Origin of the sequence: Streptomyces sp. CB02261, from assembly GCF_001905665.1 — a bacterium.
GTDB lineage: Bacteria > Actinomycetota > Actinomycetes > Streptomycetales > Streptomycetaceae > Streptomyces.
Genome location: NZ_LIVX01000013.1, coordinates 164,200 through 179,418, shown reverse-complemented (window position 1 = coordinate 179,418; position 15,219 = coordinate 164,200). Strand labels below are relative to the sequence as shown.

The window sequence follows — 15,219 nt, the reverse complement described above, 5'->3', positions numbered from 1 at the left end:
CGGTGGCGGTGACGGTGGTGGTGGCGCAAGAACGTACAAGACCGGATCGCCGGTGCCGCCGTAACGTCTCTGACGTGGCAGAACAGACAGCACCCCCCGTCATACGCGACGGCGCGCCGGCCAAGGCCGACGCGGCCGTCGTCCGCGACGCCCTCGGCGTCGGCGTCGCCGTCGGGCTCTCCGGCTTCGCCTTCGGCGTCACCTCCGCGGGCTCGGGCCTCAGCGTCCTCCAGACCTGCGTGCTCAGCCTGCTGGTCTTCACCGGCGCCTCGCAGTTCGCCCTGGTGGGAGCGCTCGCCGCGGGCGGCAACCCGTTCACGGCCGCCGCCGGCGCCTTCTTCCTGGGCACCCGGAACGCCTTCTACGGCCTGCGGCTCTCCCAGCTCCTCGCCGTCCCCCGGGCCGTCAGGCCCTTCGCCGCCCACTGGGTGATCGACGAGACCACGGCGGTCGCCCTGGCCCAGCCGTCCCGGCGGGCCGCTCGCCTCGGGTTCACGATCACCGGACTCACGCTGTACGTCCTGTGGAACGCGACGACGCTGCTCGGGGCGCTCGGCGCCGAGGCGATCGGCGACACCGCGGCCTGGGGGCTCGACGCGGCCGGCCCCGCCGTCTTCCTCGCCCTGCTCGCCCCCATGCTGAAGTCCGCGACCGAGCGGGCCACCGCCGGGCTCGCCGTCCTGCTCGGCCTCGGGCTGCTGCCCGTGCTCCCCGCGGGCGTCCCGGTCCTCGCCGCCGCCCTCGCCGCGCCCGCGGTGCTCTGGGCCCGCGGCCGCCGCTCGGCCCCGGCCGCACGAGAGAAGGACCCCCGATGAACGTCTGGATCGCGATCGGCCTGACCGCCGTCGGCTGCTACCTGGTCAAGCTGATCGGTCTGCTCGTCCCCGCCGGCGCCCTGGAGCGGCCGCTCGTGCAGCGGCTCGCCGCGCTGCTGCCCGTGGCGCTGCTCGCCGCGCTGACCGCCCAGCAGACGTTCGGCGCGGGCAGCACCGTCGTTTTGGACGCCCGCGCCGCCGGGCTCGTCGCGGCGGCGCTCGCGCTCGTCCTGCGGGCACCGTTCCTGGTCGTCGTGGGCGCCGCCGTCGCCGTGACGGCAGGCGTACGGGCCCTGGGCTGGTGACCGTCGCCCCGGGGGCCACGGCGGCGGCCCGGTGGCGGGCTCAGCCGACGGGGCGGCCGTGGGCGCGCAGGGTGCGCAGGGCCTCGACGGTGACGATCGGCCGCCGCTCCAGGGCCGAGCCGGGGGCCCAGGCGCGCCAGCGGATCGGCCAGCCGCCGTCCTCCTCCTGGTCGGCGGCGAGCCGGTCGAGGGAACGGGCCATCTCCTTGTCCGTGAACCAGCGGGCGGCCAGCGAGTCCGGCACGCGCGCGTAGTCGTGCGGGAAGTGGAACTCGCCGGGCGCGTAGCCGTCGGCGAGGGGGTGGTCCTCCTCCCGGTCCGGGTCCAGGACGGCGAGCCGCTGCTCGCGGACCAGACGCCCGAGGCGGTCGGCCGCGGCTTCCGCGCGCGAGCGGTCCGGGGCCCCGTCCAGGAAGGCGACGGCGGCCTCGATCTCGTACGGGTGGGACGTCTCCAGCGACTCCACGGCCGACCAGCAGAACTCGGTGGCCCGGAACAGCCAGGCGTGCCAGACCTGGTTGCGGTGCAGCACCCCGACCACCGGCCCGGTCGAGAGCAGTGCGCTCGGCGGGTGGTCGACGACCGGGACGAACGGCGCGGACGGATAGGCGCGCTGCGACGGGTGGATCGCCGGGAGCGCGCCCTCGTGGGTGGAGACCTCCGTGAGGTAGCGGCAGATCCGCTCCACGCGCAGCCCGCCGCAGCGGCCGATGGAGTCCAGGACCCGCAGCGCGTGCGCGGTGTGCAGGGGCTGGCTGACCGGTCCGCGCAGATCGGGTTCGAGTGCGTGACCGTAGCCGCCGTCCTCGTTGAGGTACGCGGCGAGGGCCGTCTCCACCTGATCCGCGCCGCCGCGCAGGAAGTGGTAGGCGAACCTGCGCTGTTCGAGGACACGGGCCGTCAGCCAGATGAAACGCTCGGCGCGGGCCAGGGGAGTCGCGTGCGAGGAGGAGTGGGGTTTTTCGGCCATGCTCCGACCGTAGGGCGGAAAGACGCGGTGACAAGGCCTACGGAGCGGGCTGCACTCTTGGGAGCGGGATACTGGGGTCATGCGGTTGACGATTTTCTGGGAACGGATGGCGGACCACTTCGGTGCGTCCTACGCCGAGTCCTTCGCGCGGGACCACGTGATGGCGGAGCTCGGGGGCCGGACGGTACACGAGGCGCTGGACGCCGGCTGGGAGGCGAAGGACGTGTGGCGGGCCGTCTGTGCCGCCGTCGACGTGCCGGCCGACAAGCGCTGACCCGCTCCTGACGGTCGGGGCGGTCGGGCCGTGAGCGGCGCCCCGTCACCCGGCGCGGGGCGGGACGACCGGCGGGGATGTGCGGGGTCCCGGGTGGAATGTCCGTGCGGTGCGCGAGACTGGCGGAGTGGCCCCGACTGACGCAACCCAACCGAACGACCCGACCGGCCCGCCCGAACCGACCGATCCGAACGGCCCGCCGGGGCCGACCGGCGCGGAGGCGACGACCGGCGCCGAGGTGACGACCGCCCCGGCCGACTCGACGGCGACGGCCGGCCCGGGGGTCTCCACGGCTCCGCCCGCCAGGATGCCGCGCTGGCTGCCCCGCGCGCTCGTCCTCGCGCTCGCGCTCTACGCCTGCTTCCAGCTGGGCAGCTGGGCGTTCCACCAGCTCGTCGGTCTCCTCGTCAACATCCTGCTCGCCTTCTTCCTCGCCCTCGCCATCGAACCGGCGGTGGGGCGCATGGCGGCCAGGGGGATGCGCCGCGGCCTCGCCACCTTCCTCGTCTTCCTCGCCGTCCTGGTCTTCGGCGTCGGCTTCGTGGTTCTTCTGGGGTCGATGCTCGCCGGCCAGATCGTGGACATGGTCGAGAACTTCCCCCAGTACCTCGACTCGGTGATCAAGTGGATCAACCAGAGCTTCGACACCGACCTGTCGCGGGTCGAGGTCCAGGACAGCGTCCTGAGCTCCGACTGGCTGCAGAAGTACGTGCAGAACAGCGCGGCCGGCGTGCTCGACATCTCCGCCACCGTCCTCGGCGGTCTGTTCCGGCTCCTGACGATCTTCCTGTTCTCGTTCTACTTCGCGGCCGACGGACCCCGGCTGCGGCGCGCGCTCTGCTCCGTCCTGCCGCCCGCCCGGCAGAGCGAGGTGCTGCGGGCCTGGGAGATCGCGGTCGACAAGACCGGCGGCTACCTCTACTCCCGCGGCCTCATGGCCCTCATCTCGGGTCTCGCGCACTTCGTGCTCTTCGAGATCCTGGAGGTGCCGTACGCGCCCGCGCTCGCGGTGTGGGTCGGCCTGGTCTCCCAGTTCATCCCCACCATCGGCACCTATCTGGCCGGCGCGCTGCCGATGCTGATCGCCTTCACGGTCAACCCCTGGTACGCCCTGTGGGTGCTGTGCTTCGTCGTGGTCTACCAGCAGTTCGAGAACTACGTGCTCCAGCCGAAGCTCACCTCCAAGACGGTGGACATCCACCCGGCGGTGGCCTTCGGTTCGGTCATCGCCGGGACGGCGCTGCTCGGCGCCGTCGGCGCGCTGATCGCCATCCCGGCCATCGCCACGCTCCAGGCCTTCCTGGGCGCCTACGTGAAGCGGTACGACGTGACGGACGACCCGCGCGTCCACGGCCACCGCAGGTACGGCGAGGCGGTGGTGGCCCGGCTGCAGAAGGCCCTGCACCACAAGAAGGAAGCCGCGGCCAAGGAGGAGCGCGAAGCGGACCTCAGAGATACGAAGGACCGGTGACCCGGTGCCGGAAGGCGTGCCAGATCCACGCCTGGACGGCTACGAGCAGCGGGGTGACGCACAGCAGGGCGGGCACGAGCAGTCCGAGCGTGCCCGGGTCGGCGGCCCGCTCGGCCAGCGGCAGCGCGGTCCCCGCCCAGAGCGGCAGCGCGCCCATCAGGCCCGCCGTGAGCGCGAAGGACTGCCAGGGACGCCCGGCGTGTCCGACGAGCCTGCGGGCCCGCTCGTACGGCAGCCCCGTGAGCCGCAGCGTGGCGAAACCCAGCCCGTGCGCGGAGAACAGCGCGGCCACGGCGAGCGCGGCGAGGACGCCCGTGGGGCCGGCGGCCGGTGCGTACGGCCGTTCGGTGAGGAGAGCCGCGAGCAGCCACCCCCAGGAGAGCGCGACGGCCCAACTCCCGGACGTCACGGCCCCGTCGCAGGCCGCGCGCCAGCGCGGACCGGGGCCCCGGCCGCGCGACCAGAGGGCCGCGTCGCGGAGGATCCAGCCGGTCAGCAGGGCCACGAGGACCGGGAACTGACCGCTGAGCAGTTCTCCTTCCAGGGCGGGGAAGCAGCCGACGAGGACCCCGACGGTGGCGACGAGCCAGACCTCGTTGCCCAGGAAGAAGGGAGCGAAGGAGGCGAGGACGAGCCGGCGTTCCCGGTCGCTCCGGCCGAGCCAGGGCATGAGCATGCCGGTCCCGATGTCCGCCCCGGCGAGGACGGACCAGCCCGCCGCGAAGAAGGCGAGCAGGGCGATGGCCAGGGTCTCCACGGGGGCTCCTCGGGCTTTCCTCGGTGGTGCGGGCGGGACTCGGTACGGGGGGTGGGGCGGCTGGGGGCAGGGTGCGCGTACGGGCAGCGGTGGGCGCGGTACGAGGGGCAGGGCGCGGCTCAGTAGCGGGGTGCGGGGAGCGCGTCGGCAGGGTCGGGTGTTCCGTCCTCGGCCTCGGCGGGGCGTTCGTCGTGGCCGAGACCCGACTCGACGGGACCCCGTCGGGCGTGCCGGGTGAGGAGCCAGGCGTTGAGGACGGCGAGCAGCACGAAGACCGTGGTGAAGACGGCGAGGGAGAGGCGCATGGTGCCGGGGGAGAGGTCCGAGACCGCGTCCTCCGTCTTCAGGAGGCCGTAGACCACCCAGGGCTGCCGCCCGGACTCCCGGAAGACCCAGCCGCTGATCATCGCGAGGTACGGCAGCGGCACGGCCGCCATCAGGACGACGTGCCAGAACCGGAACCGGATGACGACCTTCTTGAAGGAGGCCAGGATCACCCCGGCGAAACACAGGTACATCATCAGGGCGAAGCTGACGAGCATCAGCAGCGCACCGCCACGGGTCCACGCTTCCGAGGGCACGTAGTCCCCCGGACCGAAACGCTCCGTCAGCTCCGCCTGGACCCGCGCGATCTCGGCGGCCTTCCCGCTGAAGACGGCGGACTTCATGGGCTGGAAGGCGTCGAGCACGGCGAACTGCACACCACCGAAGGCGGCGGTCACCATCAGCGCGGGCGCCGAGAGGAACACCCCGATCCGCAGGCTCCGGCCGAAGAACTCCCACTCGGGGCTCCGCCGGAACAGGTGGTACGCGCTCACCCCGGCCATGAAGAAACCGGCTGTGAGCAGCGCTCCGGCCAGGACGTGACCGAAGGCCAGCAGCGCGGAGGGGTTCATCAGTACGGCGAGCGGGTCGTCCAGGACGAGTTCGCCGTGCTCGGAGCCGTACCCCACCGGGTGGTTGAGGAAGCCGTTGGAGACGAGGATCCAGTACGCCGACAGCCAGGCGGTCAGGACGACGATCCAGATCGCGGCCAGATGCGCCCAGCGGTTGAGCCGGTTCCAGCCGAAGATCCACAGGCCGAGGAAGGTCGACTCGACGAAGAACGCCACGATCGTCTCGACGGCGAGCGAGGCGCCGAGGACGTTCCCCGCCTCGTGCGTGAGCCCGCTCCAGGCCATGCCGAACTGGAACTCCATCACGAGGCCCGTGACGATCCCGACCGCGTAGTTGATCACGTACAGCTGGCCCCAGAACCGCACCATGCGCGCGTCCAGCGGCTTCCGGCCGAACGTGGCCTTCGTCTGGAGCACGGCGACGACCGTCGCGAGCCCCAGGGTGAGGGCGACGAAGAGGAAGTGGCCGCCCGCCGTGAGGGCGAACTGCAGCCGCGCGAGATCGAGTACGTCCTGGTTCACCCGAACAGCGTCGGCGTACGGTCACGGGCCGGGCGTCACCCCCGGGTGGACACCGGCCGTACCCCACCGGTTGCGCCGGCCCGCGCGCGCGTACCCCACGAGTTGTCCCCGCCGGGTCCCGTCCCCTAGGGGTGCCTTGTCGATCAGGCGGGGCCGACGCGCCCGGCGGTCTCAGGCCAGCCAGCCCGGGGTGATCATCCCGGACTCGTACGCCAGGATCACCAGCTGCGCCCGGTCCCGTACGGCCAGCTTGGTCATGATCCGGCTGACATGGGTCTTCGCCGTCGCGGGGGAGAGCACGAGACGGCCGGCGATCTCGTCGTTGGACAGCCCGGCCCCCACCAGGCCGAGGACCTCGCGCTCACGCTCGGTGAGGACGTTGAGGCGGGGACTCGGGTCCGGCTGCCGTCCGGCCCGGCCGGCGAACTCGGCGATCAGACGGCGAGTCACGGCCGGGGCGATCAGGGCGTCGCCGCGCGCCACCACCCGTACCGCGTGCAGCAGTTCCATCGGCTCGGTGTCCTTCACGAGGAAACCCGACGCACCCGCGCGCAGCGCCCCGTACACGTGGTCGTCGGCGTCGAACGTGGTCAGGATGACCACCCGGACCTCCGTGAGCCGCTCGTCGGCGGTGATGCGACGGGTCGCTTCGAGGCCGTCGAGCACCGGCATGCGGATGTCCATGAGGACCACGTCCGGGCGGAGCTCGCGCGCGAGCCCGATCGCCCGCTCACCGTCCCCGGCCTCTCCGACGACCTCGATGTCCTCCTCGTCGGAGAGGATCGACCGGAAGCCGGCCCGGACCAGGGTCTGGTCGTCGGCGAGCACGACACGGATCATCGGGGGTCCCCCTCGGACACGGCGGGTACGGAGAACGGCAGCCGGGCGTCCACCAGGAAACCGCCGCCCTCCCCATTGTCGGCGGTCAGCCCGCCGCCCAGCGCGCGGGCCCGCTCGGCCATGCCGCGGATGCCGCTGCCCAGCGGCCTCCCCTCCGGCGCTCCCTCCCCGTCGTCCTCGATCCGCAGCCGTACGGTGTCCGTGCCCCAGTCGAGGGACACGCGGACGGTCTTCGCGCGCGCGTGGCGCGTGATGTTCGTCAGCGACTCCTGCACGATCCGGTACGCGGCGAGGTCCACGGCCGGAGGCAGGGACACAGGGGTGCCGGTGCTCTCCGTACGGACGTCGAGCCCCGCGCTCCGGGCGCGCCCCGCGAGGTCCCCGAGCAGCGCGAGACCGGAGGACGGCGGGGCCGTCGGCGTGGGCTCGTCGGCGCGGCGCAACATCCCGAGGGTGGCCCGCAGCTCGCGCAGCGCGTCCTTGCTGGTGGCCTTCACCGCCTCCAGGGCCTCGGTGGCGGTGGCGAGCCCGGCCTCGGGGGCGGGGCCCTTGCCGAGGCGGTGCAGCGCGGCACCGGACTGGACGTTGATCAGCGAGATGCTGTGGCCGAGCACGTCGTGCACCTCCCGGGCGATCCGCAGCCGCTCCTCGGTGGCGCTCTGCCGGGCCCGGGCCTCCTGCTCCCGCTCGGCGGCGAGCGCCCGCTGCTCCACCTCGTGGAGGTAGGCGCTCCTGGTGCGCTGGGCCCGGCCCACGGCGACCAGGCTGATCAGCCAGCCGGCCAGCATCGCGAGCGAGGTGTCGTCGATCTGCCGGTGCCCCGGCTGCTGCCGGATCTCCCCGACCCCCACCGCGAGCAGGGTGACGGCGGCGAGCGCCACCGCGGCGGCGAACCGGCCCTCGGCGGCGGTCGTGTAGAGCGCGAGCGCGAAGGCGATCATGAGCGGGCCGTCCTGCGCGGACAGCGGGTAGTAGACGACGCAGGTGAGCAGCGTGACGACGGCGACCGCGACCGGCTGCCGCCGCCGGAAGTACAGGGCCCCGCACCCGGCCACGACGAGCATCCAGCCGAGCGCCGTACGGACGGCGGGCTCGCTCGTGTGCGCCGCGGACACGAGCGTCCAGACGGCGACGACGAGCAGGACGACACCGGCCACGAGGGCGTCGGCGGCCCGCGGGGACAGACGTCCGCCGGGGGAACGGAGGGGGAGCGACATGCGTCGAAGGATAGGCGGGGGCTCGCTTCCGAGGCGGTACGCGCGGGTGGCCCGGCCGGGGGCGCGCGGGGGGCTTCGCCGGGACAGGGGCGGGGTCTCGCCGGGCGCGGGGGCTTCGCCGGGGGGCGAGGTTCCGCCGGGTCGGGGTGCGGGGCGGGGACGGGGTTCCGCCGGGTCGGGGTGCGGGGCGGGGACGGGGTCAGGGGGCGTCGATGATGTACGGAACATCCGACGAGTGGTGGGCGCTGTTTCTGCTCCCGGTGCTGCTGTGGGTGCCGTGCGGGCCCTTCCTCATGGGCGCGATGGGGGTGTGGTGCGCCCGGCGGCCGGGCCTGGGGCCGCGGTTGTGGTCCGTGCTGCTGCCACTGGTGCCGGTGGTGGTGTCCGCGATCGTCATCGTGATGCCCCTGGAGTCCTGGGACCGCCCCGGCCACCGGGACGACGTCCTGGGCTACCTCCTCGTGTACGTCCTCGGCATCACGGTGCTGCCCTGGCTCCTCGGGTACGGCATCACGCGCGCGGTATGGGCGGTACGCGCGCGTCGCGGGCGGGGGCGTACGGGACCTGCGGGGGCGGCGGAGCCCACGGGACCTGAGAGCCCCGCGGGCTCCTAGGGGCGCAGGGGGTTGGGCACGGGGAGGTAGTGGGGGGCGGTCGCCTCCGCGCCGATCCAGCGGGAGAGCAGGTTCGCCTTGCCGGGGAGGGTGGGGGAGTCGAGCAGCTCCTTGACGTCGGGGAGCTCCGGCAGCCGGCCGCCCCGCTCGAACTCGGCGCGGGCCACAGCCCAGAGGGCGGGGCCGGAGCCCGGGAAGCGGTGGGTGAGCGCGCCGGCGATCTCGCAGAGGTTGTTGACGACGAGGCAGTAGACGAGTCTCCGCCAGGCGGCCGCGCGGGGCGTCCGGGGGACCGTCCTGGCGCCCTCCGCGTCACGGAACACGGACTGGACGGGCATGCCGTGCGTGTCCACGGCGATCAGCGTGTTCTGCAGATGGCACTCCACGACGACACCGAAGCGGGCGAACGCCTCGAGGACGGGCGCCACGACACAGCGGAGATACGCCGACCACCAGGGCAGGGGGTCGTCGACCCGGTCGAGCGGGTTGCCGTGGAAGCCCTCGGCGAGCGCGGCGGCCAGCACGGCGGTCGAGCCGGGGGCCAGGTGACGGGCGAGGCCGTCCCGGACGACGACGGCGCAGGTCTCGAAGAGGCCGTCGACCGTGCGGTAGCCGCGGTCGCTGAGCCAGGCCGCCGGGCCGCCCATGGCGGCGAAGGCGGCGGTGACCAGCGGGTCCGTGCAGCGCACATGGAGCAGTTCGTGGCGGCGCATCCGGCGGACGTCGTTGGTGATCCGGACGTCGAGGCTGAACTTCAGGAACAGGTCCCCGCCGCCCCCCGAGACCTCGCCCGGGAGGTGCAGGGTGCGGACCGAGGCCGTCGGCCGCGCGGCCCGGGGAGTGACGCCCAGCCGGACGAGGCGGCCGTCGGCGAACGCGGCACGCACGCGCGTGGTCCGGTCGGTCAGTGCGAGCTGCCAGGGGTGGGCGGGAAGCAGCCGGTAGCCGGGGGGAGCCTCGCCGAGGGCGTCCAGGGCCGCGGTGTCGCCGTCCTCGACGACCGCGTCGTCACGTACGCCGAGCAGGACGAGCGGAAACCGGGCGTAGGCCTCGGGCGCGTAGCGCAGCCAGGCGGCAGGAGGACCGTCGCAGGTACGCGCCTTGGGGGCCGGGTGGCAGGGGTGGCCCATGACCAGGGCCTGTTCGGAGCGGAGCCAGAGGTCGTCGGGCGGTGTCGTGCGGGCGCGCGCGGCGAGCACGGCCCGCACGGCCGCACGGCTGGCGGCCATCTCGGCGGCCAGGGCGGGGTTGTGGCGCCCGGTGGAGGCGTGCATCTCCTGGACGGCGAGGTCGACGAGCCCGGCGTGGCGCAGCGGCCGCCAGGCGCTCCCCGTCCACAGCTCGGCGCCGGAGGGGCGGTGGCCGGGGCGGACCCGCAGGAGCCGGCCGCTGCCGCGGAGGCGGTGGACGGTGTACGCGGGGGCGGGCGCAGAGGCCTCTGCGGGGTCGATAGGCAGGCCTCTCGCCGGGCTCTCTGCCGACTGCGCTGCCGGGTCCGCTGCCCGGCCCCCCGCCGGGTCCCCGGCCGACCGCCGTGCCGGGCGCCCTGCCCGACCCCCTGCCGACTCCTCTGCCCGGCCCCCCGACGGCCGCCCCGACGGGTCCTCCGCCGGGTCCGTGGTCTCGCGGAGCAGGCAGTTGAGGAGGGGCGTCACCGCCAGCGCGTCGGCGGTCCGCGTGAGTGCGTTCATCGACTTCAGTATGTGTGGATCGTCTGCGGCTGCGATAGAACATCCGCATGTGCCGAACCGCCGCGGAGCGGACCCTCGCCGCCGAGCTGGACACGGCCCGGCCGGGTCTCACGGCCGCGTACGCCGAGGCGCTTCCCGGCGCCAGGGCCGCGGTGCTGACCCGGCTGTGGCGCGGTCTCGTCCACGAGCCGCTGCCCTGGGTCGACGCACGGTCGGCCGACCGCGAAGGCGTCACCCTGCGCCTCGACGACGGGCGACGGCTGCACGGTCCGCCCTCCGACCCCTGGGCGACGGCGGCCTCGGTGACCGGGCTCGACCTCGACGGGCGCCGGTACGACCATCCGGCTGAGCTCATGGCGGCCCTCGCCGTGCCACGGGGCGGCCGGTTCGCCGCCGAGCTCGACCACAGCGTCGCGTCCATGGCCCTCTCGCGTACGGCGTCCCGACCCACGGCCCCGCCGGCCCACCCGTGGGAGTGGGAGCAGGCGGAGACCGACGGGCATCCGTACCACCCGGGCTGTCGCTGCCGGCCCGGATTCTCCGCCGTCGAGCAACTGGCGTACGCGCCGGAACACCGGCCCGTGGTCGCCCTGCGGCTGGCCCCGGTCGAGGGCGCGGCGGTGTCGGGGACATGGCCCCGCGAGCTGCGCGAAGGCGCCGCCGTACTGATCCCCGTCCACCCCTGGCAGGCCGAGCACGTCCTGACCGGGCCGACGCTTCGGCCCGGTCCGTCCGGGCACCCCCTGCTGTCGCTGCGGACGCTCGACATCGGTGGGGACACGCACGTCAAGACGTCGCTGAGCACGCGGCTCACCTCGACCGTGCGGGACATCTCGGCGTACACCGTCACCCACGCCATGGCGACGTCCGACGTCGTCGAGCGGCTCGTGCGCCGTCTCGACGGGCGGCTGCACATCGCGCGGACGCTCGCGGTGGCGGGGGCGGGGAACGCGGACCTGGCGGCGCTGCTGCGCGAGGCACCCCACGTCCACGCGCAGGCCGGGGAGCGGGTCGTACCGGTCGCCGTCCTTCCCGCGCTCCTCGCCCACCACGCGCCGGACGAACGGCTGCGCCGGATCGTGGACTTCGCGCACCTCGCCCTCGGCATCTGCCTGGACCTGCTCGACCTCGGGGTGGCCCTGGAGGCGCACGGCCAGAACCTGCTCGCCGTCGTCGACGCCGAGGACCGGACGAGGCGCCTCGTCTACCGGGACCTCGCCGACATCCGCATCAGCCCCGCCCGCCTGGCCCGGCACGGCATCCCGGCCCCGCCCGTGAGCGGCCGACTCCTGAACGACGACCCGGCCGTGCTCCGCCGCAAGGTCCTCGGCAGCCTGGTCACGGGTGCGCTCGGCCCCCTGGCCGGCGACGCGCCGACGCTCGGCAGCGTCCTGGAGGCGGCCACCCGGGGCCTCGCACCCACGCCGGACCTGCACGCCCTGCGGACGGAACCGCTCCCGGCGAAGGCGCTCACCCTGATGCGACTGGATCCGGACGGCGGCGGGGACCTGTGGACGGGCCTCCCGCATCCCCTGTCGGCCTGAGCGGCGCGGCTCCGGAGGGTCCTCCGCTCACCAGGCCTCGATGACCGGCACGCCGGGTTCGCGCCGGCTCCAGGCCTCGTTGAGGCGGGTGAGCCGGTCCACGGCGGCGATGCCGCGCAGGAACGCGATCCTTCCGTCGCTGAGGTCGCACGCCACCGCGCCCACGACCCGGCCGTCGACCACGGCGAGGACAGCGGGGGAACCGTTCACCGACTCGATGTGGAACGCGATGGAGCCGCCGGCCAGCCGCCGCTTCGCCGGAGTGGGCCTGAGCCCGGCCCGCACAAAGGAGGCGACACGCTCGCGCGTCCTGTAGCGCACCAGCCGCCGGGCCAGTCCGGCTCCGTCCGAGACCACGGCCGCGTCGGCGGTGAGCAGTTCCACCAGTCGCTCGGTGCGCCCCGACGTGGCGGCGGCGAGGAACTCCTCGACGATCCGGCGGGCGGACGCGGGGTCCACCTCGCCGCCGCGGCGGCGCTCGGCGGCGACGCGGCGCCGGGCCCGGTGAACGTGCTGCTGGCTCGTGGACTCGGTGATGTCGAGGATCCTGGCGATCTCGGCGTGGGGGTACGAGAAGGCCTCACGCAGGACGTAGGCGGCCCTCTCGACCGGCGAGAGGCGCTCCATGAGGACCAGTACGGCCAAGGACACCGATTCGCGCTGCTCGAAGGTGTCGGCGGGGCCGAGCATCGGGTCGCCCCCGAGGAGCGGCTCGGGCAGCCAGTCCCCGGCGGCCCGCTCGTGACGCGCCTGTGCGGAGCGGAGCCGGTCGAGGCAGAGGTGGGTGACGACCTTGGTCAGCCACGCCTCCGGCACATCGACCCGTTCGCGGTCCGCGGCCTGCCAGCGCAGGAAGGTGTCCTGCACGGCGTCCTCGGCGTCGGTCGCCGAGCCGAGCAGACGGTACGCGAGCGAGGCCAGCCTGCCCCGGCTGGCCTCGAACCTGTCGACGGCCGCGCTGTCCATGCGGAGCAGCCTAGGCGGCGACCCGTACACCGGCCGGGCCGGGCGCGGCGGCCAGGCCGCGCCTGCGCTTCGGCAGGCCGAAGGTCGGATGGGCGATGCCCCACCCGGCCGCGTCGAGCACTCCCGACTTGAGCCGTGCGGCGGTCCGGCCGCCCAGGTACCAGGGCTTCGACCGGGCCTCCGCGTCCACCATCTGGAAGATCGCGTCCCGCCGCCCGAGGCTGATGTGGTTTCCGAAGTACTTCAGGCCGGAGGTCGGGACCTCGCCGCCCGTGAGGCGCGCGATGATCGCGGCGGTGGCCTGCATGTTGGTGAAGCCGGCCGATGCGCAGGACATCGGCAGCGGCCTGCCGTTGTCGCCGATCGCGTAGGCGCAGTCACCGGCGGCGTAGACGTCGGGGTGCGAGACCGAGCGCATGGTGCGGTCGACGACGATCCGGCCGCTCCCGGCGACCTCCAGGCCGCCGGCGGCCGCGAGGGGGGCCACGGCGAAGCCGGCCGACCAGACGGTCACGTCGGCCGGGAGGTACGTGCCGTCGGCGGCGACCGCCCGTGTCGGCTCGACGGTCTCGATGCGGGTGTGCTCGTGGGCGGTGATGCCGAGCCGGTCGAAGGCCAGGCGCAGGTGACGGCGGGCCCTCGGGGAGAGCCAGGCGCCCAGTTCCCCGCGCGCGGCGAGCGCGACCGAGAGATCGGGCCGGGACTCGGCCAACTCGGTGGCGGTCTCGATGCCGGTCAGTCCTTCACCGACGACCAGTACGGTGCCGCCCTCGCCCAGGCCGGCCAGACGCTCGCGAAGACGCAGCGCGGAGGGCCGGCCGGTGACGTCGAAGGCGTACTCGGCCGCGCCGGGGACGCCGTGGTGGGCGACGGAGCTGCCGAGCGTGTAGAGCAGCGTGTCGTACGGGAGCGTGTCGTACGCGCGCGCGTGGCCGTGGCTGCCGCCGTCGCCCACGCCGTCCAACCGGTCGCCGTCCTCGCCGGTCGGGGGGAGGGTCCTACGCTCGGGGTCGACGCCGGTCAGGGTGACGGTCCTGCGCTCGGGGTCGATGCCGGTGACGCGCGCCAGGCGCAGCCGTACCCCGGTGCCCGCGAACACGTCGGCGAGCTTGCGGACCGGGAGGTCCTGGCCGCTCGCGAGCTGGTGGAGCCGCATCCGTTCGACGAAGTCGGGCGCGGCGTTGACGACGGTGATCTCGGTGTCGGCGGGGGAGAGCCGACGGGCCAGGGTTCCGGCGGCGAAGGCCCCGGCGTATCCGGCGCCGAGGACGACGATGCGGTGCTTCATGGCAGGGCTCCTGTCTCGTTCGCGTGCCCCTTTGACGGGATGGCGCCTCCCTTGCTGACAGGAGAGGGGTGTGACGTGGGTCACCCCCGTCGCCGGTCGGGCGGCGGGGGCGACCGGTTGTCAGCCCAGATGCCGGGTGAAGAACCGGGCCGCGGCGTCCCCCGCGGACTGCGGGACGCCGGTGTGCCCGCCCATGTGGGCGTGCAGGGACTTCTCCTCGGAGCCGAAGGCGTCGAACAGGTCCAGGGCCGCCTGCCGGTCGTTCCCCTCGTCGTCCCACTGCAGCAGGACGTGCAGCGGGATGGTGACCCGACGCGCCTCCTCGAACATGACGCGGGGCACGAAGCTCCCGGCGAAGAGGCAGGCGGCCTCGATCCGCGGCTCGACCACCGCGAGGCGGACGCCGATGGAGATCACGCCCCCCGAGTATCCGACCGGGCCGCCGATCTCGGGCAGCGACAGGAGGGCGTCCAGGGCGGCCTGCCATTCGGGGACCGCCTGGTCGACGAGCGGCAGGACGAGGGCGTCGATGATCTCGTCCCCGACCGGCTCGCCGGCCTCCATGGCCCGGCGCAGGTCGGCGCGAGCCTGGTCGGCGGCGGCCTGACGGGGCCGGTCGCCGCTTCCCGGGAGCTCGATGGTGGCGGCGGCGAAACCGTCCGCCGCGGCCTGCCGGGCCCGTGCCGCCAGTCGCGGGTACATCGCGCGCAGCCCCAGCGGCGGGTGGCCGAGCAGGATCAGCGGCACCGGTGCGGACCCGGACGCGGATGCGGGTGTCCACAGGATGCCGGGGATCTCGCCGAGGGTGAATCCGCGCTCGAGGACACCGTCGTCGAGGCGCTGCTCAGAAGTGACATGCATGGTCGTGCCTTTCGGAGTGCGCAGAACGGCGCTCCCGGACGACGACCTATCGCCCGACCGTGACCCCGGAGGAGAGCACCCACGTCGATACGTTCACGGGTACCACCTCCTCGTTCTCTCGCACGGCCTCCGGCAGGCTAGCAGGGCAGGGGTGACGGGGCCTGGCGGTCGCGGCCGGGGTCGGCTCC

15 protein-coding genes are annotated in these 15,219 nt (G+C 74.2%); 6 read left to right on the top strand and 9 right to left on the bottom strand.

The window, feature by feature from the left end; translation table 11 throughout:
• Positions 1-74 precede the first annotated feature (74 nt).
• The gene (locus tag AMK29_RS32980) at positions 75-815 is read left to right on the top strand and encodes an AzlC family ABC transporter permease (protein WP_073819734.1); all 741 of its coding nucleotides are present in this window, start codon (positions 75-77) and stop codon (positions 813-815) included.
• The gene (locus tag AMK29_RS32975) at positions 812-1,120 is read left to right on the top strand and encodes an AzlD domain-containing protein (protein ID WP_073819733.1); all 309 of its coding nucleotides are present in this window, start codon (positions 812-814) and stop codon (positions 1,118-1,120) included. The genes AMK29_RS32980 and AMK29_RS32975 overlap by 4 nt, the downstream gene beginning before the upstream one ends.
• A 40-nt stretch (positions 1,121-1,160) precedes the next feature.
• On the opposite strand, the gene AMK29_RS32970 is transcribed toward AMK29_RS32975, so the two are convergent.
• A complete protein-coding gene (locus AMK29_RS32970; protein ID WP_073819732.1) occupies positions 1,161-2,090 on the bottom strand; it encodes a hypothetical protein in 930 nt (309 codons plus the stop codon).
• Between the two features lie 79 nt (positions 2,091-2,169).
• On the opposite strand from AMK29_RS32970, the gene AMK29_RS32965 reads away from it, so the two are divergent.
• Positions 2,170-2,364 (top strand): DUF3046 domain-containing protein, encoded by a 195-nt coding sequence (locus AMK29_RS32965; RefSeq protein ID WP_073819731.1) that lies wholly within the window; start codon positions 2,170-2,172, stop codon positions 2,362-2,364.
• A 307-nt stretch (positions 2,365-2,671) separates the two neighbouring features.
• Positions 2,672-3,835, top strand: coding sequence for an AI-2E family transporter (locus AMK29_RS32960; RefSeq protein ID WP_073819765.1), 1,164 nt, complete (start codon positions 2,672-2,674; stop codon positions 3,833-3,835).
• Here AMK29_RS32960 and AMK29_RS32955 read toward each other — a convergent pair.
• From AMK29_RS32955 to AMK29_RS32940, 4 genes are all read right to left on the bottom strand, one after another.
• Positions 3,813-4,592, bottom strand: a complete 780-nt coding sequence (locus AMK29_RS32955) for a cytochrome d ubiquinol oxidase subunit II (protein WP_073819730.1) — start codon at positions 4,590-4,592, stop codon at positions 3,813-3,815. The genes AMK29_RS32960 and AMK29_RS32955 overlap by 23 nt on opposite strands.
• A gap of 119 nt (positions 4,593-4,711) precedes the next feature.
• Positions 4,712-6,010 (bottom strand): cytochrome ubiquinol oxidase subunit I, encoded by a 1,299-nt coding sequence (locus tag AMK29_RS32950; RefSeq protein WP_073819729.1) that lies wholly within the window; start codon positions 6,008-6,010, stop codon positions 4,712-4,714.
• 171 nt (positions 6,011-6,181) lie between these two features.
• Entirely contained in the window at positions 6,182-6,850 is a 669-nt protein-coding gene (locus AMK29_RS32945) for a response regulator (RefSeq protein ID WP_073819728.1), read from the bottom strand.
• Positions 6,847-8,067 carry a sensor histidine kinase gene (locus tag AMK29_RS32940; protein ID WP_073819727.1) on the bottom strand — a complete coding sequence of 407 codons (1,221 nt, stop codon included), beginning with the start codon at positions 8,065-8,067 and terminating at the stop codon, positions 6,847-6,849. The genes AMK29_RS32945 and AMK29_RS32940 overlap by 4 nt, the downstream gene beginning before the upstream one ends.
• A 212-nt stretch (positions 8,068-8,279) precedes the next feature.
• Between AMK29_RS32940 and AMK29_RS32935 the strand changes: the two genes are divergently transcribed.
• The gene (locus AMK29_RS32935) at positions 8,280-8,681 is read left to right on the top strand and encodes a hypothetical protein (RefSeq protein WP_073819726.1); all 402 of its coding nucleotides are present in this window, start codon (positions 8,280-8,282) and stop codon (positions 8,679-8,681) included.
• Here the strand turns inward: AMK29_RS32935 and AMK29_RS32930 are convergent.
• The gene (locus AMK29_RS32930) at positions 8,678-10,372 is read right to left on the bottom strand and encodes an IucA/IucC family protein (RefSeq protein ID WP_073819725.1); all 1,695 of its coding nucleotides are present in this window, start codon (positions 10,370-10,372) and stop codon (positions 8,678-8,680) included. The two genes, AMK29_RS32935 and AMK29_RS32930, sit on opposite strands and share 4 nt — an antisense overlap.
• Positions 10,373-10,419: 47 nt before the next feature.
• On the opposite strand from AMK29_RS32930, the gene AMK29_RS32925 reads away from it, so the two are divergent.
• Positions 10,420-11,916, top strand: coding sequence for an IucA/IucC family protein (locus AMK29_RS32925; protein WP_073819724.1), 1,497 nt, complete (start codon positions 10,420-10,422; stop codon positions 11,914-11,916).
• Between the two features lie 27 nt (positions 11,917-11,943).
• Here the strand turns inward: AMK29_RS32925 and AMK29_RS32920 are convergent, their stop codons facing one another.
• The 3 genes from AMK29_RS32920 to AMK29_RS32910 form a co-directional block, all read right to left on the bottom strand.
• Positions 11,944-12,882, bottom strand: coding sequence for a sigma-70 family RNA polymerase sigma factor (locus tag AMK29_RS32920; RefSeq protein ID WP_073819723.1), 939 nt, complete (start codon positions 12,880-12,882; stop codon positions 11,944-11,946).
• Positions 12,883-12,892: 10 nt separating this feature from the next.
• Positions 12,893-14,170, bottom strand: coding sequence for an NAD(P)/FAD-dependent oxidoreductase (locus AMK29_RS32915; protein ID WP_073819722.1), 1,278 nt, complete (start codon positions 14,168-14,170; stop codon positions 12,893-12,895).
• A gap of 120 nt (positions 14,171-14,290) precedes the next feature.
• On the bottom strand, positions 14,291-15,031 hold the full coding sequence (locus tag AMK29_RS32910) for an alpha/beta hydrolase (protein ID WP_073819721.1): 741 nt from the start codon (positions 15,029-15,031) through the stop codon (positions 14,291-14,293).
• Positions 15,032-15,219 lie beyond the last annotated feature (188 nt).